The 23,056-nt window shown below is 74.5% G+C and carries 12 protein-coding genes and 2 pseudogenes; all 14 read left to right on the forward strand.

Going from position 1 to position 23,056, the window contains the following annotated elements:
- Positions 1-34 precede the first annotated feature (34 nt).
- The gene (locus NFU81_RS35690; RefSeq protein ID WP_251499778.1) at positions 35-283 is read left to right on the forward strand and encodes an acyl carrier protein; all 249 of its coding nucleotides are present in this window, start codon (positions 35-37) and stop codon (positions 281-283) included.
- Positions 280-1,542, forward strand: coding sequence for a beta-ketoacyl-[acyl-carrier-protein] synthase family protein (locus NFU81_RS35695; RefSeq protein WP_251499781.1), 1,263 nt, complete (start codon positions 280-282; stop codon positions 1,540-1,542). The genes NFU81_RS35690 and NFU81_RS35695 overlap by 4 nt, the downstream gene beginning before the upstream one ends.
- Entirely contained in the window at positions 1,542-2,780 is a 1,239-nt protein-coding gene (locus NFU81_RS35700; RefSeq protein ID WP_251499783.1) for a beta-ketoacyl synthase N-terminal-like domain-containing protein, read from the forward strand. Before NFU81_RS35695 ends, NFU81_RS35700 begins: the two co-directional genes overlap by 1 nt.
- 337 nt (positions 2,781-3,117) lie before the next feature.
- Entirely contained in the window at positions 3,118-3,744 is a 627-nt protein-coding gene (locus NFU81_RS35705; RefSeq protein WP_251499786.1) for a LuxR C-terminal-related transcriptional regulator, read from the forward strand.
- Positions 3,745-3,903: 159 nt separating this feature from the next.
- Positions 3,904-4,632 carry a cupin domain-containing protein gene (locus NFU81_RS35710; protein WP_251499789.1) on the forward strand — a complete coding sequence of 243 codons (729 nt, stop codon included), beginning with the start codon at positions 3,904-3,906 and terminating at the stop codon, positions 4,630-4,632.
- Positions 4,629-4,961, forward strand: a complete 333-nt coding sequence (locus NFU81_RS35715) for an antibiotic biosynthesis monooxygenase family protein (RefSeq protein ID WP_251499791.1) — start codon at positions 4,629-4,631, stop codon at positions 4,959-4,961. Before NFU81_RS35710 ends, NFU81_RS35715 begins: the two co-directional genes overlap by 4 nt.
- Before the next feature lie 2 nt (positions 4,962-4,963).
- Positions 4,964-5,353, forward strand: coding sequence for a nuclear transport factor 2 family protein (locus tag NFU81_RS35720; RefSeq protein WP_251499794.1), 390 nt, complete (start codon positions 4,964-4,966; stop codon positions 5,351-5,353).
- 5 nt (positions 5,354-5,358) lie between these two features.
- A complete protein-coding gene (locus tag NFU81_RS35725) occupies positions 5,359-6,261 on the forward strand; it encodes an MBL fold metallo-hydrolase (protein ID WP_251500135.1) in 903 nt (300 codons plus the stop codon).
- The gene (locus NFU81_RS35730; protein ID WP_251499797.1) at positions 6,221-6,670 is read left to right on the forward strand and encodes an ester cyclase; all 450 of its coding nucleotides are present in this window, start codon (positions 6,221-6,223) and stop codon (positions 6,668-6,670) included. The genes NFU81_RS35725 and NFU81_RS35730 overlap by 41 nt, the downstream gene beginning before the upstream one ends.
- Positions 6,671-6,731: 61 nt before the next feature.
- Positions 6,732-18,572 (forward strand): annotated as a pseudogene (locus NFU81_RS35735) (SDR family NAD(P)-dependent oxidoreductase); the annotation flags it as partial.
- Between the two features lie 173 nt (positions 18,573-18,745).
- Positions 18,746-18,955 (forward strand): hypothetical protein, encoded by a 210-nt coding sequence (locus NFU81_RS35740; RefSeq protein ID WP_251499801.1) that lies wholly within the window; start codon positions 18,746-18,748, stop codon positions 18,953-18,955.
- Between the two features lie 86 nt (positions 18,956-19,041).
- Positions 19,042-20,931 (forward strand): annotated as a pseudogene (locus NFU81_RS35745) (type I polyketide synthase); the annotation flags it as partial.
- 83 nt (positions 20,932-21,014) lie between these two features.
- A complete protein-coding gene (locus NFU81_RS35750; RefSeq protein WP_251499803.1) occupies positions 21,015-21,941 on the forward strand; it encodes an AfsA-related hotdog domain-containing protein in 927 nt (308 codons plus the stop codon).
- Between the two features lie 19 nt (positions 21,942-21,960).
- Complete coding sequence (locus tag NFU81_RS35755) at positions 21,961-22,944, forward strand: acyltransferase domain-containing protein (protein ID WP_251499805.1); 984 nt, start codon at positions 21,961-21,963, stop codon at positions 22,942-22,944.
- Positions 22,945-23,056 lie beyond the last annotated feature (112 nt).

Genomic DNA, 23,056 nt, shown 5'->3' on the forward strand with positions numbered 1-23,056 from the left:
CGGGATCGTCGCCTAAATGTGAAGGGGAATCACTGTGCCGACATTCACAATTAACGACCTGATGGAGATCCTGGTCGTAAAAGCCGGACTGCCTCGTTCCGCGATAACCGCCGACCCGTCCGCCACTCTGAGCGACGTCGACCTGGACTCGCTCGCGCAGCTGCAGGTCAAGGCGGAGATCGAGGAGCGCTACGGGGTCGAGCTCGACGACGAGCACCCGAACGCGACCTTCGGTGAGCTGGTGACGCTGGTCAACGAGGGACTGAGCGAGCACGCGCGATGAGCGCGCGACGCGTCGTGGTCACCGGGATCGGTGTGGTCGCGCCCGGTGGCGCCACGAGGAAGGCATTCTGGCAGCAGATCACCGACGGGCGTACCGCCACCCGCCGCATCTCGCTGTTCGACCCGGCGCAGTTCCGCTCCCAACTGGCCGCGGAGGTCGATTTCGACCCGCTCGCCGCGGGGCTGACCCGGCAGGAGGTGTTCCGCAACGACCGCTCCGTGCAGTTCGCGCTGGTCGCCGCCGACGAGGCGATGGCAGACTCGGGCCTGGTGCTGGACGGCGGATTCGACCAGGACCGGATGGCGGTGTGCCTGGGCAGCGCGGTCGGCGCGAGCACCCGCCTGGAGGACGAGTACGTGGTGGCCAGCGACGGCGGCCGGAACTGGCTGGTCGACCCGGAGTTCGCGTCCGGGTTCCTCCACCAGGCGTGGGTGCCCAGCACCATGGCCGCCGAGGTGGCCTACCGGTTCGGCGCGCACGGCCCGGCCTCCGTGGTGTCCACCGGCTGCACCTCGGGCATCGACGCGATCGGGCAGGCGTACCAGCTGATCCAGGACGACATGGCCGACATCATGATCGCCGGCGCGAGCGACGCGCCCATCACGCCCATCTCGATCGCCTGCTTCGACGCGATCGGCGCCACCAGCACCCGCAACGACGACCCGGAACACGCCTCCCGGCCGTTCGACGCGACCCGCGACGGATTCGTGATGGGAGAGGGCTCGGCCGTGCTCATCCTGGAGGAGTACCAGCACGCCCGGCGGCGGGACGCGCACATCTACGCCGAGGTCGCCGGCTACGCCAACCGCTGCAACGCCTTCCACATGACAGGACTGCGCCCGGACGGCGTCGAGATGGCCGCCGCGATCGGCAGCGCGCTGGACCAGGCCCGGCGCGACCCCACCGCGCTGGACTACGTCAACGCGCACGGCTCGGGCACCAAGCAGAACGACCGGCACGAGACCGCCGCCCTCAAGCGCAGCCTCGGTGCGCACGCGTACCGGGTGCCCGTCAGCTCGATCAAGTCCATGGTCGGGCACTCCCTCGGCGCGATCGGCTCCATCGAGGTGGCCGCGACCGCACTGGCCATCGAGCACAACGTCGTGCCGCCCACCGCCAACTACGCCCACCCCGACCCGCTCTGCGACCTGGACTACGTCCCCAACACCGCACGCGACCACCGGGTGGACCTCGCGCTGTCCGTCGGCAGCGGGTTCGGCGGGTTCCAGTCGGCCATCGTGCTGGCCGGTGTGCACTGATGCCCGCCGTGATCACCGGCCTCGGCGTCGTCGCGCCGACGGGCATCGGCGCGGCCGAGCACTGGCGCGCGACCCTGGCGGGCGAGTTGGCGGTGCGGCCGATCGACACCTTCGACACCAGCCGCTACGCCACCACGCTGGCCGGCCAGGTGCCCGGCTTCGACGTCGGCGAGCACGTACCGGACCGGCTGGCCGTCCAGACCGACCGGTGGACCTGGCTGGCGTTCGCCGCCACCGGCATGGCGCTCGCCGACGCCGGTTACGACCCGTCCGCCCACGACCCGTACGCCACGTCGGTGATCCTCGGCTCCGGCTCCGGCGGCAACGAGTTCGGCCAGCGGGAGATCCAGGCGCTGTGGAGCCGGGGCCGCAAGGCCGTCGGGGCGTACCAGTCCATCGCCTGGTTCTACGCCGCGAGCACCGGCCAACTGGCCATCCACCACGGGGCGAAGGGGCCCTGCGGGGTGCTGGTCTCCGACGCGGCGTCCGGCATCGACAGCCTCGGCTGGGCCGACCGGGCCATCCGCCGCGGCACCGGCGCCGTACTGGCCGGCGGCACCGAGGCGCCGATCGCGCCGTACGCGCTGACCGCCCAGATGGCGGGCGGGCAGCTGTCCACCGCGACCGACCCGAGGGCCGGCTACAAGCCGTTCGACCGGTCGGCCAACGGCCATCTGCCCGGCGAGGGCGGCGCGGTGCTGCTGGTGGAGGACGAGGACGCGGCGCGCGCGAGGTCCGGGCCGGCCGGCTACGGCGTGATCGCCGGCTACGCGTCCACCCAGGACGCGCACCACTACCGGGACACCGCCCAGGACGGGCGGCAGTACGCCCGGGCGATGGAACTGGCCCTGCAGCGGGCCGGGGTGCGCCCGGACGAGGTGGATCTGGTGGTCGCCGACGGCGCCGGCCGCCCGGACGCCGACGCCGCGGAGGCCAGGGCGCTGTGTGCGGTGTTCGGCCCGCACGCGGTCCCGGTCACCGCGCCGCAGGGCCTGGTCGGCCGGCTGCTGTCCGGCGGTTCCGCGCTCAACGTGGCCACCGCGCTGCTCGCGATGCGGGCCGGCGTCATCCCGCCGGTGGGCAACCTGGACGACCCCGATCCGGCGTACGGCCTCGACCTCGTACGCGAACCGCGCGAACGCGCGCTCGGCACCGTACTGGTCACCGCGCGCGGCCAGGGCGGTTTCAACAGCGCGCTGGTGCTGCGCGCCCCGGGGAGGCCGGCGGCCGGCCGTTAACGAGTGACCCCGCATGTGACCGGGGGCGGGACCGTGAAACGACGGTGGCCGCGCGGGCTTCTTCGAGTGCGTCCAAGAAGTATGCCCGCGCGGCCTCTTGTCTCATCCCGCCCGCTGCGGCCTATACACCCCGTTCGCGACGAAAATCGGCAGCACGACCGCCACCGGTTACACAAGTGCGCCGCGGGGGGAGCCAACTGCGGGTGGCGGCGTCGCCGGCCACGCAAATCCACAGATGGTTTATCACTCTGCGGGGGTCTCGATGGACATTGTACGCGGTTTAGATGATTTGTTGCCGGTCGCAGTCTGTGGTGGTCCAGGGGTCTACCGGGCGGGCATGATGACGGTACTGCGCGGTATCCCGGGGATCGACGTGGTGGTCGAATTCGACACCGAGAGTTACAGTCCCAGGCTGCTTCGGGACCATCGCCCGCGCGTGCTGCTGATGGACCTGGACAGCTTCGACATAGGGGATCTGCTGTCCAGACAGCTCGTCGGCCGGAGCGCGGAGCAGGCGGTGAAGGTCCTGGCCCTGTCGGCCAACCTGACCCCGGGCACCGCGATCAAGGTGCTCCTCGGCGGCGCCCAGGGGTTCCTGCACAAGGACACGCCCGTGCAGGGGCTCGTCGACGCGATCAGGGCGGTCGACCGGGGCGGTGTGGCCCTGGACCCGCTGGTGGCGGGCGAACTCGTCACCGCGCTGCGCTACAGCGGCCCCTCCGAGGCCCCGTCGGGACCCGGCGACGGGGTCAAACTCACCCCGCGCCAGCGGCAGATCCTCGGCCTGATCGGCCACGGGCTGACCAACGTGGAGATCGCCGACCAGCTGCAGCTGGGCAGGCCCACCGTCAAGACGCACATCTCCTCGCTGCTGCGCGCGCTCGACCTGCGCGACAGGACCCAGCTGGCCGTCTACGCCTGTATGCACGGTTTCCGTGCGCACGCGGCGATGCCCCTGGGCTGAGAGGCGTCCACTGCCGGCGTCCCGGCCGCGCGAAGGTGCGCGGCCGGGACGCCGGCCTGCGCTTTCGCGGGCTTCCCGCAGCCGGTTGCGGATTTCCCGCAGTTTATTCGCGGCAGATCGCCGATGCGGACCGCAACGGCCGTCGGAGATGCTTTCCCCATGAGTAATTCAGAGGTGAGCCGAATCCACGCCGAGGAAATCGAGCCCTATCGGGCGCGCGGCGGGCAGTTGCGTATGGTGCTCCACCCCGGTTCCGTGGGAAGCCGTTCCGGCTATATGGGGACGGCGGTTCTCCAGCCCGGCGAGCACGTGGTGGAGCATTTCCATCCGTATTCCGAGGAGTTCCTGTTCGTCATCAACGGCGACCTGGTGCTCGAGGTCGAGGGGGACACCTGGGAACTGGGCGCGGGCGACGGCATCTACGTGCCGATCGGCAAGCGGCACCGGCTGCGCAACGTGGGCACGACCGAGTCGCTGACGGTCTACCACGTCGGCCCGCTGGCACCGGACCCCTCGCTGGCGCACGTGGACACCGAGGTGCTCGGCGAGCAGGAGGCCGAGGAGGCCGACGACGCGGCCGGCACCGTCCGCGTCCTGTTCATGATGACGGTGGCCGAGGAGAAGTGGGAGGACTTCCTGGCCGCCTACGAGAAGGTCCGCTTCAGCGTCGCGGCGACCCGCGGGCACATCCGCGACGAGATCTGCCAGTCCCCGGACAACCCGGAGAACTGGATGATCGCCAGCGAGTGGACGTCGATGGCCGACTTCGTCACCTGGAAGGACGCCGACGACCACAAGGACCTCGTCCGGCCGATGCGGGAGTGCTACTCGGCGCCGGCCTTCCACAGCTTCACCGTGGTCGCCGAGACGAAGGCGACCTGGTCATGAGCACGATTGCCGCCGAGGAGCGGCTGATGACCTACATCAACGTCTTCCACTGCAAGCCGGAGAACCAGCAGGCGCTGTCCGCGGCGATCCGCAAGGAGACCGACGACATCGTCCGGCACATGCCCGGCTTCGTGTCGGCCAACGTGCACTGCAGCGTCGACGGCAGCCGGGTGACGAACTACGCCCAGTGGAGCGAGCTGGCGGCCTTCCAGGAGCACATCCGCAGCGAGGCCGGCCGCGCGCTGATCCTCGAACTCCACAAGTACGCCGACGACGTGGACGTGCACGTGTACCAGGTCGACTGGATCGTGTCAGGCGAAGGGAAATGACCATGAAGACCGCACGGGAACTCTGGGACGCCGTCTACGCGGCGGTCGAGGCGGAGAACCACTTCGCCTTCTACGAGCTGTGCGACGCGGAGATGGACATCCGCACCGCGAGCCAGCAGAAGACCGGCCCCAAGGCGCTCGCCGGGATGTTCACCCAGCAGCGCGGCCTGTACGTCGAGCTGGAGCACGAGGTCGAGGGGCTCATCGAGTCCGCGGACGGCTCCGCGCTGTCGGCCGAGCTCATCCTGTCCGGCGTGCCCAAGGGCTCCGGCGAGCGGCTGGTCTGGAACGTCGTGGAGACGATACGGGCCGACGCCGGCCGCATCGTGTCCTGGCACGCCATGCTCGACCGCACCGGCCTGGTCCAGAAGATCCGCGCCCTGCAGGGGTGAGCGCCATGCCGGTCGCGATACCCCTGCGCCAGGAGGTCGAGGTCGCCGACGGCGTGGTCGCCGTGGTCAACGGCGACGGCAGCGCGGGCCTGTCCAACAGCGTGCTGCTGCTCGGCGGGCCTGCCACGGTGATCGACACCATGCTGCTGCCGGAGATGGCCGGCAGCATCGTGGCGGCACTCGACCGCAGGCGCCGCCGCGCGGAACTCGTCGTCAACACCCACATCCACACCGACCACATCGGCGGCAACGCCCTGTTCGGCGACGTGCCGATCCTCGCCCATCCGCGGACGGCGGCCGGGATGCGCAAGATGATCGGCGAACCGGGACTGCCCACGCTGCTCGCCAAGGTGATGCCCGCCTTCGCCGAGCGGCTGGCGGACTGGGACAGCGTGGCCGCGCAGCCCCTGCCGCCCGCGGGCATCGAGAGCGCGCTGCCCGAGGGCGCGCGGGTCGTCGAGTTCACCGACGCCCACTCCGCCGCCGACCTCGTGGTGTGGCTGCCCGCGCAGCAGGTCCTGGTCACCGGCGACCTGTGCTTCTCCGGGGTGACACCGCTCGCGGTGCACGGCCGGGTCGGCCGCTGGCGCACCGCGCTCGACCAGCTGATCGCGCTGCGCCCCGAGGTGGTGCTGCCCGGGCACGGCCGGCCGGCCGGGATCGGGGCGCTGCACGACCTGGCGGACTACTTCGACCGGGTGCTCGCCGCCGCCCGGCTGGCACACACCGAGCAGCTGACCGCCGAGGCGGTGTGGGCGCGGTTCGACCCGGGCCCCGCAGCGGGCTGGCTCGAACCGGAACGGACTCTCGTCAACATCCAGGTCGCCCTTTCCGAGGAGACCGGACAACCCTTCCAAGGAGAACATCGTGTCCAAGAACATCCTGCTCGCCCGTCGCATTCTGGATGAGGGATTCTCCCAGGGCAACGCCGACGTCCTCGACGAGGTGATGAGCGAGGACTTCGTCAACCACAACGCCCCGCCCGGAATGGACACCAGCCGCGAGGGCGTCAAGTCGGTGATCCTCATCGAGCGGCAGGGATTCCCCGACCTGAAGGTCAACATCATCCGCGAGTTCGAGGACGGCGACTTCGTCATCCAGCACGTCGAACTGACCGGCACCCACAAGGGCGTCGTCTTCGGCGCCGAGCCGACCGGCCGCACCATCAGCTGGAACGAGATCCACATCGCACGGATCCGCGACGGCCGCGTCAGCGACCACTGGGCCTGCAACGACCTGCACGTCCTGATGATCCAGCTCGGCAAGATGGCGCCGCCGGACACCTCCGCCTTCCGCAGGGCGCCCGCCGCTTCCTGACCGGCACCCCGCGTCGATTGTTCGGGATTCGGGATTCGGGATTTCGTCGAGGAGATGCATCATGACTGACGGGTTCGCAATCATCGGCATATCCGCCCGGCTGCCACGGGCGAACGGGCCGGCCGCATTATGGCGGCTGCTGCGTTCGGGCACCGACGCGGTCACCGAGCCTCCCCCGGGCCGGACGACCGCACGCCGTGGTGCGTTCCTCGACGACATCACCGGATTCGACGCGGGCTTCTTCGGCCTCTTCCCGCGGGAGGCCGCCGCCATGGACCCGCACCAGCGGCTGGTCCTGGAGCTGGGCTGGGAGGCGCTGGAGCACGCCCGGCTGACCGCGGACCGGCTGGCCGGCACGCAGACCGGGGTGTTCGTGTCCGCGCCGGGCGAAGTCGCCCCGGCGTCCGCGCCCGACCCCTACACCTTCACCGGGCGGCAACGCGGCATGGCCGCCAACCGGTTGTCCTACGCGCTCGGCCTGAACGGCCCGAGCCTGACCGTGGACACCGGGCAGTCCTCGTCGCTGGTCGCGGTGCACCTGGCGGTGCAGTCGCTGCGCGCCGGGGAGTGCGACCTGGCCCTGGCGGGCGGCGCCAGCCTGATGGTGGCCGCCGACTCCGGGAGCGGCCTGGCCGAGCTGGGCGTGCTCTCCCCCGACGGCCGGTGCCACGTCTTCGACAGCCGCGCCAACGGCTTCGTCCGCGGCGAGGGCGGCGGCCTGGTCGTCCTGAAGCGGCTGGCCGACGCCGTGGCCGACGGCGACCGGATCGCCGCGGTCGTCCTCGGCAGCGCGGTCAACAACGACGGCCACTCGCAAGGGTTGACGGTGCCCAGCGCGGCCGCGCAGCAGGCGCTGCTCACCCGGGCGTACCGGCAGGCCGGGGTCGACCCCGGCACCGTCACGTACGTCGAACTGCACGGCACCGGCACCGCCGTGGGCGACCCGGTCGAGGCGGCCGGGCTCGGCGCCGCGCTGGGCACCGCCGCGACCCGGACGGCACCGCTGCTGGTCGGGTCCGTCAAGACCAACATCGGGCACCTGGAGGCCGCGGCCGGGATCGCAGGCCTGCTCAAGGCCGTACTGAGCCTGCAGAACCGGCGGATACCCGCCAGCCTGCACTTCGCGGAGCCCAACCCGGCCATCCCGCTGGCGGAGTTGAACCTCGCGGTGGCCACACAGCTCCTCCCGTGGCCCGAAGGCCCGGCCGTGGCCGGCGTCAGCTCCTTCGGCCTCGGCGGCACGAACTGCCACGTGGTGCTGGCCGAGGCCCCGCCGACCCCCGTTCAGGACGCGCCCTCGGGCCTGCCCGCGGTGCCGTGGGTGCTGTCGGCGAAGACCGCGGACGCCCTGCGCGGGCAGGCCCGGCGGCTGCTGGAGCAGACCACGGGACTCGACCCGGTCGACGTCGGCTACTCGCTGGCGACGACCCGCACGCTCTTCCCGGTCCGCGCGGTGGTGTTCGGCCGCGACCGGGCCGAACTGGAGTACGGTCTGAGGGCCTTGGCTGACGGGACAGGCCCCGCGGTGGCCGGTACGGCCGCAGAGCCGCTCCTGGCCATGGCCGCCGGCTTCACGGCGGGCGCCGAGGCGGACTGGGCCGCGATCTTCGCCGGCTCCGGCGCGCGCCACGTGGACCTGCCCACCTACGCGTTCGACCGGCCCGCCCCCGACGCGGCCCGCCCGGCCGAGGCAGCGCCCGCGGCCGGCGACCTGCTCGGGGTCGTACGCGCCGAGGCCGCCGCCCAGCTGGGCCACCACGACGCCGACGCCGTACCGCGCGACCGCAGTTTCAAGGACCTCGGCTTCGGCTCGCTCAGCGCCGTCGAACTCGCCGACCGGCTGTCCGCCGCACTCGGCCGGGACGTCGAGCCGACCGCGGTCTTCGACTACCCGACGCCGTCCGCGCTCGCCGCGCACCTGGCGGCGGAGCCCCCGGCAGCCCTGCGGCGACCCCCGCCGCCGGCAGCGGCCGACCGGCCCGCGGACGACGACCCGGTCGCGATCGTGGGCATCGGCTGCCGGTACCCCGGCGGCATCGCCTCCGCCGCCGACCTGTGGGACGTCGCGGCGGGCGGACGTGACGTGATCTCCGGCTTCCCCACCGACCGCGGGTGGGACCTGGACGGCCTCTACGACTCCGACCCGGACCGCCCGGGCACGACGTACGTCCGCGAGGGCGGCTTCCTCTCCGACGTCGCGGGCTTCGACGCCGCCTTCTTCGGGATCAGCCCCAGCGAGGCCCTCGCGATGGACCCGCAGCAGCGGCTGCTGCTCGAAGTCACCTGGGAGGCCCTGGAGAACGCCGGCATCGACCCGCACTCCCTGGCCGGCAGCAGGACCGGCGCCTTCGTCGGCATGTACGGCTGGGACGCCGCCGAGTCCGTCGAGGGCTACCGGATCACCGGCGGCCTGTCCGGCGTCGCCTCGGGCCGGCTGGCGTACACGCTGGGCCTCGAAGGACCCGCGGTGACCCTGGACACGGCGTGCTCCTCGTCGCTCGTCGCGATGCACCTGGCCGTACGGTCGCTGCGCTCCGGCGAGTCGGACCTCGTGCTGGCCGGCGGCGCCACCGTCATGGCCACCCCCCGGGTCTTCCTCGAATTCGCCCGGCAGCGCGGCCTGTCGCCGGACGCCCGCTGCAAGTCCTTCGCGGCGTCCGCGGACGGCACGGCCTGGGCCGAGGGCGTCGGCGTCGTCGTCCTGGAACGCCTGTCGGACGCCCGCCGCCACGGGCACGAGGTACTGGCGCTGGTCCGCGGCAGCGCCGTCAACCAGGACGGCGCCTCCAACGGGCTGACAGCCCCGAACGGCCCCTCCCAGCAACGGGTGATCCGCGCGGCACTGGCCGACGCGGGCCTGTCCACCGCGGACGTCGACGTCGTCGAGGCGCACGGCACGGGGACGCCGCTGGGCGACCCCATCGAGGCGCAGGCGATCCTGGCCACGTACGGGCAGGGCCGGCCGCGCGGCCGCGAACTCCTGCTCGGCTCGCTCAAGTCGAACATCGGGCACACGCAGGCGGCCGCGGGCCTGGCCGGCGTGATCAAGACGGTGGCGGCCATGCGGCACGGCGTCGTGCCCGCGACCCTGCACGTCGACGCGCCCAGCCCGCACGTCCCGTGGTCGTCCGGCGCGGTGCGGCTGGCCACCACCGCCCAGGACTGGCCGGACACCGGGCGGCCGCGCCGGGCCGGGGTCTCCTCGTTCGGCATCTCCGGCACCAACGCCCACGTCGTCCTCGAACAGCCGCCCGCGCAGCCGGAACCCGCCGCCGCGGCACCGAACTGGCCGGTGCTGCCGTGGGTCCTCTCGGCGAGGACCGAGGACGCCCTGCGCGGCCAGGCCGAGCGGCTGCTCGCGCACGCCGCCGGGCACGACCCGGCGGACATCGCCGTCTCGCTGGCGACCACCCGCGCGCGCTTCGCGCACCGCGCGGTGGTGGTCGGCACGGACGCCGCGGGCCTGACCGCCGGGCTGTCCGCGGTCGCCGCGGGACGGCCCGCCCCGAACGTGGCCTACGGCCGGGCCGGCGACGAACCGGGCAGGACCGTGTTCGTCTTCCCCGGCCACGGCATCCAGTGGCTGGGAATGGCCGCGGAACTGCTCGACTCCGCCCCGGTGTTCGCCGCGCGGATGGCCGACTGCGCGCGGATCATCGACCCGCTGGTGGACTGGTCGCTGCTGGACACGGTCCGCGAGAGCGCGGACGACTCCTGGCTGGCGCGCGTCGACATCGTGCAGCCGGCGCTGTTCGCGGTGCTGGTGTCGCTGGCCGAGCTGTGGCGCTCGCTCGGCGTGACGCCCGACGCCGTCGTGGGCACCTCGCAGGGCGAGATCGCGGCCGCCTGCGTCGCCGGCGCGCTGTCGCTGGACGACGCGTGCCGGCTCATCGTGGCCCGCGCGCGGCTCATCGCCGACCGGCTGCCCGGCGCGATCGCGTCGGTCGGCGCCCCGGAGGAGGCGGTGGCCGCCCGGCTGCTCCCCGGCCTGTCGGTCGCCGGCGTCAACGGCCCGTCAGGGACGACGGTGGCCGGGCCCGAGGACACGCTGGACGCGTTCCTCGCCGACCTGCGCGCGACCGGGGTTCCGGCCAGGATCGTGACGCCGTTCGCGTCGCACTCGCCGCTCGTCGACCCGCTGGAGGAGCCCTTCGCCGAACTGGCCGCGTTCGTCCGCCCGTCCGCCGCCACCGTGCCGGTCTACTCGACGGTGACCGGGGCGGCCGTTGCGGGCGAGGACCTGACGGCCGCGTACTGGTACCGCAACTGCCGGGAGCCGGTGGCCTTCCAGCGTTCCGTCGAGGCCCTGCTCGCCGACGGGTTCACGCACTTCGTCGAGTGCGCACCGCATCCGGCACTCGGCCTGCACATCGAGCAGACCGCGGAGCGGGAGGGCCGCGCGGTCACCGTCGTCGGCTCGCTGCGGCGCGGCGAGGGCGGCCCCGCGCGGCTGCTGGCCTCCGCGGCCGAGCGGTACGTGCGCGGGGGCGAGGTGGCGTGGGAGTCGGTGCTCGGCGGTGCCCGGCGGGTGCCGCTGCCCACGTACGCCTTCGACCGCACGCGGTACTGGCTGGAGCCCGAGCCGCGCACGGACGTCACCGCGCTCGGCCTGACCGTCGCGGACCACCCGCTGGTCGGCGCGGTCGCCGAACTGCCCGACACGGACGCGGTCCTGCTGCCCGGACGGCTGTCGCTCGCCACGCACGGCTGGCTGGCCGACCACGCGGTCGCGGGCGCGACGCTGCTGCCGGCCACCGCCTTCGTCGATCTGGCCCTGCGCGCGGGCACCGCTTCCGGCCGCGGGTTCCTGCGCGAACTGGTCCTGCAGACCCCGCTCGTGCTGCCGGAGGAGGGCGGCGTGGCCCTCCGCGTGGTCGCGGACGACGGCGAGGTCGCGATCCATTCCCGTGCCGCGGACGGCGGATGGGTGACGCACGCGCGCGGTGAACTGGCCGCCGAGGAGCCGTCGGCTCCGCCGCCCCCGGCCGAGTGGCCGCCCGCGGCGGCGGACGCGGTCGACCTGGCGGTCGCCTACCGGCAGTTGGCGGAACGCGGTTACGGATACGGTCCGGCCTTCCGCGGCCTGCGCGCGGTGTGGCGCCGCGACGACGAGGTGTTCGCCGAGGTCGCGCTCCCCGCCGGGGCCGACCGGGCCGGCTTCGGCCTGCACCCGGCGCTGCTCGACGCCGCGTTGCACGCGGCGCTGGTCACCGTCGCCGCGGACGGCCTTGCGCTGCCCTTCTCCTGGTCCGGCGTCCGGCTGCACGCGACCGGCGCGACCGCCCTGCGGGTGGTGATCACCCCGAGCGGCCCCGACGCGATCTCGCTGGCCGCCTACGACGAGTCCGCCCTGCCCGTGTGCACGGTCGGCTCGATCCTGCTGCGCCGCCTGTCACCCGAGCAGCAGACCGCCCTGACCCGCGCCGCCCACCCCACCGCCCCCCGCCTGCTCGAACTGACCTGGACCCCGCTGCCCCACCCCAGGCCGACCCCGATGACGGTCGCCGGCTGGACCGAGCTCGACGGCACGGCTCCGGTCCCGGACGTCGTGGTCTTCGACGCGGACTTCGCCCCGGGCGCCGTTTCGGGCGCCGTTTCGGGCGCCGTTTCGGGCGCCGTTTCGGACGCCGTTTCGGGCGCGAACGGCCCGAACCCGGCCGACCCACAGCTCACCTCGGACGCCGTCAACTCCCCCGCGTCCGCACCGGACATGCTCGCCGCCACCCACGACGCCACCCACCGGGTGCTCCGCGTGCTCCAGGACTGGCTGGCCGACGAGCGCACGGCGGGCAGCGTCCTGCTGGTCGCCACCCGCGGTGCGGTGCAGCCGGCCGGTGCGGGTGCACCCGACCCGGCGGCCGCGGCGGTGTGGGGTCTGGTGCGCACCGCGCAGGCCGAAGCACCCGGCCGGTTCGTCCTGGTGGACACCGACACCGGCACCGGCACCCCGCCCGCCGCGGGCCTCGACGCGGCCGCCGTCGTCGCCGGCGGCGAACCGCAGGTGATGATCCGGGCGGGCGTGCTGCACGCGGCCCGGCTGGCCCCGGTGCAGGACTCCCCCGCCGGCGGCTTCGACACGGCCGGCCCCACCCTGATCACCGGCGGCACCGGCGGGCTCGGCTCCGCTCTGGCCCGGCACCTGGTGACGCGGCACGGCGTACGGCGCCTCGTCCTCGCCTCGCGGCAGGGACCCGACGCCCCGGGCGCCGCGGAACTGACCGCCGAACTTGCGGAGTTGGGCGCGGACGCCCAGGTCGTACGGTGCGACGTCACCGACCGCGCCGCGCTCGCCAGCTTGGTGACGCCGGAGCTGACCACCGTGATCCACGCGGCCGGAGTGCTCGACGACGGCGTGCTCGACGCGCTGACCCCCGACCGGATGGACGCCGTGCTGCGGCCCAAGGCGGACGCCGCCTGGCATCTGCACGAGCTGACCGAGCGGACGGGCGCCGCGCTCGTGCTGTTCTCCTCGGTGCTCGGCGTGAGCGGCGGCCCGGGGCAGGCCAACTACACCGCCGCCAACGCCTTCCTGGACGCGCTGGCCGCGTACCGGCAAGGCCGCGGGCTGCCCGCGCTGTCCATCGGCTGGGGGCTGTGGGACCGCGGCACCGGCATGGCCGAGCGGCTGCGCGACGCGGACATCGCCCGGCTCAGGCGGCGCGGCATGGCCGAACTCCCGGTCGACGCGGGCCTTGAGCTGTTCGACGCGGCCCTCGCGCAGCACCGGCCGCACGTGGTCGCGATGGTCTCCGACCGCGCGGCGCTCCAGCTCGCCGCCGCCACCGGCGAACTGCCCTCGGTGCTGCAGGACCTGGCCCCGCGCCCGGCGCAGGCCGCGCCCGCGGAAAGGTCCGCCCCCGCGGACCTGCTGGCGCTGACCCGTACCGAGGCCGCGGCCCTGCTGGGCCAGAGCGGCGGCGAACAGATCGACCCGGATCGCAACTTCAGGGAACTCGGCTTCGACTCGCTGCTGTCCGTCGAGCTGCGCAACCGCCTCAGGACCGCCACCGGATTGGCGCTGCCCGCGGGCGTCATCTTCGACTACCCCACGCCCGCCGCACTGGCCGGCTACCTGCGCGACCGGGCGTCCGGGCGCACGCAAGCCGCGGAATCACGCCCCGCGGAAGCGGCGGACGACAGCGACCCGATCGTCGTGGTCGGCATGAGCTGCCGCTTCCCCGGCGGCATCGCCTCGCCCGCCGACCTGTGGGACGCCGTGGCCGGCCGCAGGGACGCGATCGGCGCCTTCCCCACCGACCGCGGTTGGCAGGAGACCGGGCTGCCCATGCAGCAGGGAGGTTTCCTCGCCGACGCGGGCGCGTTCGACGCCGGCTTCTTCGGCATCAACCCGCACGAGGCGGCCGCGATGGACCCGCAGCAGCGGCTGCTGCTCGAAGTCAGCTGGGAGGCCGTCGAACGCGCCGGCATCGCACCGGAGTCGCTGGCCGGCAGCAGGACCGGCGTGTTCGCCGGGATCATGGCCCAGGAGTACGGTGCGGGCGCCGACGACGCCGCTGCCGGGGTCGAGGGCTACCGGCTCATCGGCAGCCAGGGCAGCGTCGCGTCCGGCCGGGTCGCGTACGCGCTCGGCCTGGAGGGTCCCGCGGTCACCGTGGACACCGCCTGCTCCTCGTCGCTGGTCGCGGTGCACCTGGCCGCCCGGTCGCTGCGGTCCGACGAGTGCGACCTGGCGCTGGTGGGCGCCGCCACGGTGATCGCCACGCCCAGGGTGTTCGTGGAGTTCGCCAAGCAGGGCGGTCTCGGCTCCGACGGGCGGTGCAAGTCGTTCGGCGCGGGCGCCGACGGCACCGGCTGGAGCGAGGGCGCGGGCGTCATGGTGCTGGAGCGGCTGTCGCGGGCCAGGGAGCGCGGCCACCGGGTGCTCGCGGTGGTGCGCGGCAGCGCGATCAACCAGGACGGCGCCTCCAACGGCCTGACCGCCCCCAACGGCCCCTCCCAGCAACGGGTGATCCGCGCGGCACTGGCCGACGCGGGGCTGTCCACCGCCGACGTCGACGTGCTGGAGGCGCACGGCACCGGCACGGTACTGGGCGACCCCATCGAGGCGGAGGCGGTGCTGGCGACCTACGGCCAGGGCCGGCCCGCCGACCGGCCGCTGCTGCTCGGCTCGGTCAAGTCCAACCTGGGCCACACGCAGGCCGCGGCGGGCATGGCCGGGATGATCAAGATGATCGGCGCGCTCGACCGGGGCGTGGTCCCGCCGACGCTGCACGCCGACCCGCCGACGTCCGCGGTGGACTGGTCGGGCGGGGCCGTCCGGTTGGCCACCGAGGCGGCGGAGTGGCCGCGGACCGGGCGCCCGCGCCGCGCGGGGGTCTCCGCGTTCGGCATCTCCGGCACCAACGCCCACGTCATCCTCGAACAGCCGCCCGCGCAGCCGGAGTCCGTCCCGGCGGCACGGAACTGGCCGGTGCTGCCGTGGGTCCTCTCGGCGAAGTCCGCCGACGCCCTGCGCGGCCAGGCGGCCCGCCTGCTGGCCCACGTGCGGGCGGACGAGTCCCTCGACCCCGCGGCCGTCGCCACCGCGCTTGCGGCGACCCGGTCCCGCTTCCCGCACCGGGCGGTCGTCACCGGCGCGGACCGCGCCGAGCTGCTCGACCGGCTGGCCGAGGCCGTCCAGGCCGGGCCGGCCGAACCGGCCGCGGGGCCGGTCGTGTTCCTCTTCCCCGGCCACGGCAGCCAGTACGCGGCCATGGGGGCGACGCTGTACGCCGAGTTCCCGGTGTTCGCCGGCGCACTCGACGAGGTGCTCGCCGCACTCGACGCGAACCTCGAACGGCCGCTCGGAGAGCTGCTGTTCGCCGCGAAGGGGACGCCCGAGGCCGCCGTGCTGCTGGACCAGACGGAGTTCACCCAGCCCGCGCTGTTCGCCGTCGAGGTCGCGCTGTTCCGGCTCGTCGAGTCCTTCGGGCTGCGTCCTGACTACCTGCTCGGCCACTCCTTCGGCGAGCTGGCCGCGGCGCACGTGGCCGGGGTCCTGTCGCTGGCGGACGCCGCGCGGCTGATCACCGCGCGCGGCCGCGCCATGGGCGCCCTGCCGCCCGGCGTCATGGTGCAGATCCTGGCGAGCGCCGAGGAGATCGAGCCCACCCTGGAGCCCGGCGTGTCGATCGCCGCCCTGAACGCACCCGACGCCACGGTGGTCTCCGGGACGCCGGACGCGGTCGAGCGGGTCGTCGAACGCTGGCGGGAACGCGGCCGGCGGTCGATCAAGCTGCGCAACCGGCACGCCTTCCACTCCGCGGAACTGGACGGCAGGCTCGACGAGTTCGCCGCCGTGGCCCGGGAGGTCACCTACCACCCGCCGACGATTCCGATCATGTCCAACGTCAGCGGCGGGCCGGCCGCGGAAGGGGACCTGCGCTCGGCCGAGTACTGGCTGCGGCACGCGCGGGGGACCGTGCGGTTCGTGCCCTGCGTGGACGCCCTCGCGGAGCTGGGCGCGCGGACCTTCGTGGAGATCGGCCCCGGGCGGGCGCTGACCACGCTGGCCGCGCAGACCATCCCCGCGAAGGTCGTCGCGCTGTCGCTGCTGCGCCGGGACCTGCCGGAGCTGGCCAGCCTGCTGCCCACGCTCGGCGAGCTGTCCGCACGCGGCCTGCCGGTGGACTGGCGGGCGGTGTTCGGTGAAACGCCCGGCCCGCTCGCGGAGTTGCCCACCTACGCCTTCGACCGGCGGCGCTACTGGCTGCTGCCGGAACCGCCGGCCGCCGCGACCGGCATGGGGTTCACCGCCGCCGACCACCCGGTCCTGACAGCCCGCTTGGAGCTGCCGGACAGCGGCACGGTGATCCTGTCCGGTGCGGTGTCCAGGAACTCGCCCGGCTGGCTGGCCGACCACGCGGTGGCCGGCTCGGTGATCGCCCCCGGCACGCTCTTCGCGGAGCTGGCGCTGCGCGCCGCCGCCGACGCCGGGGCGGACACCGTACGCGAACTGGTCCTCCAGGCACCGCTGGTGCTGCCCGAGCAGGGCCGCCGGTTCGTCCAGGCGGTCGCCCACCCCACCGGCGAGGTGGTGGTCTCCGCCCGCGCCGACGAGCCGGGGGCGCCCTGGGTGGTGCACGCCAGGGGCGCGGTGGCCGCCGCCTACCGCGCGGCCCCCCGCGAGGAGGGCGCGTGGCCGCCGGCCGGCGCCGTCCCCGTCGACTTGGACGGGGCCTACGACCGGCTGGCGCACCAGGGCTTCGGGTACGGCCCGGCCTTCCGCGGCCTGCGCGCGGTGTGGCGCGACGGCGAGGACGTACTCGCCGAGATCGCCGCCGACGTCGATCCGGGCCGCTACGGCCTGCATCCGGCCCTGCTGGACGCGGCGTTGCAGGCGTGGCTGGTGGGCACCGGGCGCGGCGGCACGGACGTCCCCTTCGCCTGGGAGGACGTGGCGCTGCACCGCGCCGGCGCGGACGCCCTGCGGGTCCGGCTGTCCCCCGCGGGTCCCGACGGCGTCTCCGTCACGGCGTACGACCGGGCGGGCAGGGCGGTGCTGACCGCCGGCTCGGTGCGGCTGCGCCCGATGTCGGAGTCGGGCGGCCGGCTGCGGGAACTGGCCTGGGCTCCGCTGGACGCGGTACCCGCGGCCGCCCCCGTACCGGACCCCGAGGTCGCGGTGCTCGACGACCTGCCCACCGGTCCTGACGTGGTCTCCGCGCTGCACGCGGCGACCCGGACGGTGCTGGGCGCGCTCACCGCACCGGCGGCGAAGCGGCTGGTCGTCGTGACGCGCGGCGCGGTCGGGCTGCCGGGGGAGGACGTAAGGGACCTGGCGGGCGCCGCGGTGTGGGGCCTGGTGCGCTCCGCGCAGGCCGAACAGCCGGGCCGCTTCGTGCTGGTGGACACCGACGGCGACGTGGACCTGCCCGCCGTCCTGGCGGCGGGGCAGCCGGAACTGGTGGTCAGGTCGGGCGTGCCGCACGCCTCCCGGCTGGCCCCGCTGCCGCAAGGCCCGGCAGGCGCGGTCCCGTTCGGTCCTGACGGCACGGTGCTGATCACCGGCGGCACCGGCGGGCTCGGCGCGCTGTTCGCCCGGCACCTGGTGGTGGCGCACGGGGTCAGGCGGCTGCTGCTGGCGAGCAGGCGCGGTCCTGCCGCACCGGGTGCCGCCGAGCTGCGCGCCGACCTGACCGAGCTGGGCGCCGTGGTCGACGTCGTGGCGTGCGACGTCACCGACCGGGCCGCGGTCGCCCGCCTGGTCACACCCCGGCTGACCGCGGTGGTGCACGCGGCGGGCGTCCTCGACGACGGCGTGCTGGAGTCGCTGACACCGCAGCGGCTGGCCGCGGTGCTCGCGGCCAAGGCGGACGCGGCCTGGTACCTGCACGAGGCGACGCGCGGGCTCGACCTGAGCGCGTTCGTCCTCTTCTCGTCGGTGGCCGGCACCATCGGCACCGCGGGGCAGGCCAACTACGCGGCGGCGAACGCCTTCCTGGACGGGCTGGCCGCGCACCGCAGGGCCGCGGGCCTGCCCGCGGTGTCCATCGCCTGGGGGCCGTGGGCGGGTCGGTACGGGATGACCGGGCACCTGCGCGAGCCGGACCTGGCGCGGCTGCGCGACCAGGGGCTCGCGGCGATCTCCGAGTCCGACGGCCTGGCGATGTTCGACGCGGCCCTGACGGCGCCGCGCGCCCAGGTGGCCGCGGTGACGCCGAGCACGGCCGCCGCCCCGGACCGGCAGGACGACGCGGTCATGCTGCGGCACGAACTGGCCGGCCTCGCACCGGAGGAGCAACGGCAGCGCGTCCTGGACCTGTTGAGCCGCAAGCTCGGCAAGGTGCTCGGCCACGGCGAGGGGCAGCCGCTCGACGCCGACCGCAACTTCCGGGAGCTGGGCGTCGACTCGCTCACCGCGATCGAACTCCGCAACGCCCTCGCGCCGCTGACCGACGCGCCGCTGCCGGCCACCGCGGTCTTCGACTACCCGACCCCCGCGGCACTGACCGACCACATTCACCGCATCCTCGTCGCGCCGGTACCCGACGCGCGGCCGACCCGCCAGGAGTTGATCGAGACGATGGACACCGAGGAACTGATCGCGGCCGCGATGGGCGAGGGGGGACCGCGATGACCGGGAAGACACCGGCGGCCCGCGTCCCCGCCGCACGCACGCTGGGCGCGGGCGCCCACTACCGGCGCCCCGCACCGTCCCGCTGGTACCGGGCCTTCCTGATGGCGATGTGGCAGATGCTCGTCTCGCTGGGCGCCGCGTTCGCGCCGCCGCCGGTGTGGCCGGACGACGACCCGTACGACTCGGGGTGGAGTGACCTGTGGTGAGCCAGGACACCGAAGCCCGGCTGGTGGCGGCGCTGCGCGAGTCCCTCAGGGAGATCGAGCGGCTGCGCGGGAGCGGCCGCGGCGGCGACGACCCGGTCGCGGTCGTGGGCATCGGCTGCCGGTACCCCGGCGGCATCGCCTCGGCGGCCGACCTGTGGGACGTGGTCGCCGAGGGCCGCGACGTGATCTCCGGCTTCCCCGCCGACCGCGGCTGGGACCTCGACGGCCTCTACGACCCCGACCCGGACCGCCCGGGCACGACGTACGTCCGCGACGGCGGGTTCCTCGACGGTGCCGCGGACTTCGACGCGGGATTCTTCGGGATCAGCCCGGGCGAGGCCGTGGCGATGGACCCGCAGCAGCGGCTGGTGCTCGAAGTCGCCTGGGAGGCGCTGGAGGACGCCGGCATCGACCCGCACTCGCTGGCCGGCAGCGCGACCGGGGTCTTCGTCGGCCACATGGCGCAGGAGTACGGGCGCGACATCGACGAAGCCGGCACCGAGGGCTACCGGTTGACGGGCACCGCGGGCAGCCTGGTCTCCGGCCGGGTGGCGTACACGCTGGGCCTCGAAGGTCCCGCGGTGACCCTGGACACGGCGTGCTCCTCGTCGCTGGTCGCCGTGCACCTGGCCGTACGGTCGCTGCGCTCCGGCGAGTCGGACCTGGTGCTGGCCGGCGGCGCGACCGTCATGGCCACCCCCCGGGGCTTCGTGGACATGGCCCGGCAGCACGGCCTGTCGCCCGACGGGCGGTGCAGGTCGTTCGCGGCCTCGGCGGACGGCACCGGATGGGCCGAGGGCGTCGGCGTGCTGGTGCTGGAGCGGCTCTCCGACGCGCGCCGCCACGGGCACGGGGTACTGGCGCTGGTCCGCGGCAGCGCCGTCAACCAGGACGGCGCCTCCAACGGGCTGACCGCCCCCAACGGCCCTTCCCAGCAACGGGTGATCCGCGCGGCGCTGGCCGACGCGGGCCTGTCCACCGCCGACGTCGACGTCGTCGAGGCGCACGGCACCGGCACGGTGCTCGGCGACCCCATCGAGGCGCAGGCGATCCTGGCCACGTACGGGCAGGACCGGCCCGCGGACCTGCCGCTCGCCCTGGGGTCGCTGAAGTCGAACCTGGGGCACACCCAGGCCGCCGCGGGTGTCGCGGGGATCATCAAGATGGTGGCCGCACTGCGCCACGGCGTGGTGCCCGCGACGCTGCACGTGGACGAGCCGAGCACGCATGTCGACTGGTCCGCTGGACGCGTGGAGCTGGCGACCGGGCGGCACGGCTGGCCGCAGACCGGGCGGCCGCGCCGGGCGGGCGTCTCCTCCTTCGGCATCTCGGGGACCAACGCGCACGTCATCGTCGAGCAGGCACCGGTGGCGCCCGCCGAGCCCCGGCGGCCGCTGCCCGCGGTGCCGTGGGTGCTCTCGGCGAAGACCCCGGGGGCGCTGGCCGCGCAGGCCGGCCGGCTGCTGGCGTCGCCGGAGGCGGCCGGCGCCGACCCCGCCGACGTCGGCTACGCCCTGGCGTCCCGGGCGCGGTTCGCCCACCGGGCCGTCGTGCTCGGCGCGGACCGCGACGAACTGCTGAAGGGCTTGCGGGCGTTCGTCGCCGAGCCGCTGCCGGGCACCGTCGTCGGGCGCGGCGAACTGCGGGACCGGGCCGACCGGTTCGTGGCCGGCGGCGCCGTCGACTGGGCGGCCGTGTTCGCCGGGACGGGCGCGCGGCGGGTCGGCCTGCCCACGTATCCCTTTGCCCGGCAGCGCTTCTGGTCGGTACCGGCCACGGCCGCGGGCACGCCCGCCGGCACCGCTCCCGCCGTTCCCGCGGGCGACGCCCTGGCCACCGTGCGCGCCGCCGTCGGCGACATCCTCGGCGAGTACGGGCCGCTCGGCCTCGACGACGACATCGTCTCGCACGGCCTGAACTCGCTGTCCGCCGTGGAGCTGCGCGGCCGGCTGCAGGCGCTGACCGACGTGCGGATCAGCCTGACCGACATCTTCGACAACCCGACCATCCGCTCGCTGGCCGCGTTCCTGGACCGGCCCTGACAGTCCCGGAGGCTCCGATGACCACCGACCCCGTTGCCGCTCTCGCCTTCGACCAGCTGGTGCCGCCCGAGACGGTGAACCGGCGCTCGCCCCGCGAGGTGTTCGTCACCGACCACGCCCGGCTGGGCGCCGACGAGTACGCGATCGCCGTGCGGATCGCACCCGACCACCCGCTGTGGTCCGACCAGCGGGCGCCCTGGCACGACCCGCTGGCGCTGACCGAGGCGTTCCGGCAGGCGTTCGTCGTCGTGCGGAACGGCTACCTCGACGTGCCGCGCGGTACGCCGTCGGCCGTGCAGCAGATCACCCTGAACGTGCCGGGGACGGACGTCTTCCGCGCCGACGGGGCGACACCGCTGCAGGGCGTCGTGAAGGTCCGCGTCACCCAGACCGACGACTCGTTCGACATCGCGGGCGACTTCGTCGTCGGCTCGGTGCCCGCCATGTCGCTGTCGTTCAGCAGCCTCCTCTTCGACCGCGACTACTACCGCGAGATCCGCGAGTACCAGCGGTCCCGGCGGGCCGCGGACCTCGCCGCCGCCCCCGACGCCAAGCCGGTGGACCCCGGGTCGGTCGGGCGCAACGACCCCGCCAACGTGGTGATCGGTCCCGCCGTGCGGCCCGACCGCTACCCGCTGCTGGTCGACCGGACGCACCCGTCGTTCTTCGACCGGGACTACGACCACATCCCGGCGTCGCTGCTCATCGAGGCGATGCGGCAGTCCGCGCTGCTCAGCGCCGCCGAGGCGGGCCTGCGCACGGGCGAGGCGGCGCTGACCCGGGCCGAGCTGGACTTCGGCATCTTCGTGGAGATCGACGTGCCCGCGGAGTGCGCGGTCTCCGTGGCCGGCGGCCCGGGGTCGATGGCCGCGACGCTCGGCATCGACCAGGGCGGCGTCCGCGTCGCGAGCGGAACCCTGGAACTGACCGGACTGAACCCGTGACGACGAGGTGGTGTGTGTGATGGACGTCCGACGCGAAGTCGCCCTGGTCTTCCCCGGGCAGGGCGCGCAGCACCCGAGGATGGGCGCCGACCTGTACGGCGTCGAGCCGGCCTTCACCGCGGTGATGGACGAGTTCTTCGCCGCGGCCGGCGCCGACGGGCCGCCGCTGCGCGACGACTGGCTCGCGCCGGAGCCGGGGCCGGACTTCGACGACTGCGGGCGCGCGCAGCCGCTGCTGTTCGCCGTCGGCGCGGCACTGGCGTTCGCGGTGATCGCGCGGGGCCTGCGGCCCACCGTCCTGGTCGGGCACAGCGTCGGCGAGCTGGCCGCGGCCGCCGTCGCGGGGGTCTTCAGCATCACCGACGGCGGCCGGGTGATGGCGGCCAGGACCACCGCGATGGCGGCGACGGAACCGGGCGGGATGCTCGCGGTGGCCGCGGGCGTCGACCGTATCCGCGAGGTGCTCGGCGACCTGGCGGGCCACGGCATAGCGGTCGCGGCGATCAACAGCCCCTATCAGACGGTGCTTTCCGGCGCAACGGCCGAACTGGACGCCGCGCAGCGGACGCTGGCGGCCAAGGTGGTCGCCTGCCGCCCGGTGAAGGCCCGGCAGGCCTTCCACAGCCCGCTGTGCACCGAGGCGGCGAAGCACTTCTGCGAAATGCTCGGGAACATCCGGCTGCGCCCGCCCGCCATCACCATCCGCTCCACCTCCACCGCCCGCGACGTGACCGACGCGGAGTCGGTCACCCCGGAGTTCTGGTCGGCGCAACTGACCAGACCCGTGCTGTTCTGGCCCGCGATGGACGGCCTGCTCGGGTCGGGCAGCCGCATCTTCCTCGAAGCAGGCCCGAAGGGCAGCTGCGCGTCCGTGCTCCACCTGCACCCCACCGTCCAGTCCCGTACGCACCTGGTGCTCCCGCTGCTCCCCGCGGCCTCGCGCGGGCAGGCCCGCCAGGTCTTCGACGAGTCCGTCTCCACCGCCCTGTCCCTGTCCGCCTGACCGCCGCCGCCGACGGCTCGCCCCCGCCGGCGGCGCGGGCGCCGGGCCGGGCGCGATCCTCTACGGTGATCAAAGCACCGCCGCCACACCGCCGGCGGTACCGCTATCGGCA

Origin of the sequence: Actinacidiphila cocklensis (assembly GCF_907177275.1) — a bacterium.
Classification (GTDB): Bacteria; Actinomycetota; Actinomycetes; order Streptomycetales; family Streptomycetaceae; genus Actinacidiphila; species Actinacidiphila cocklensis.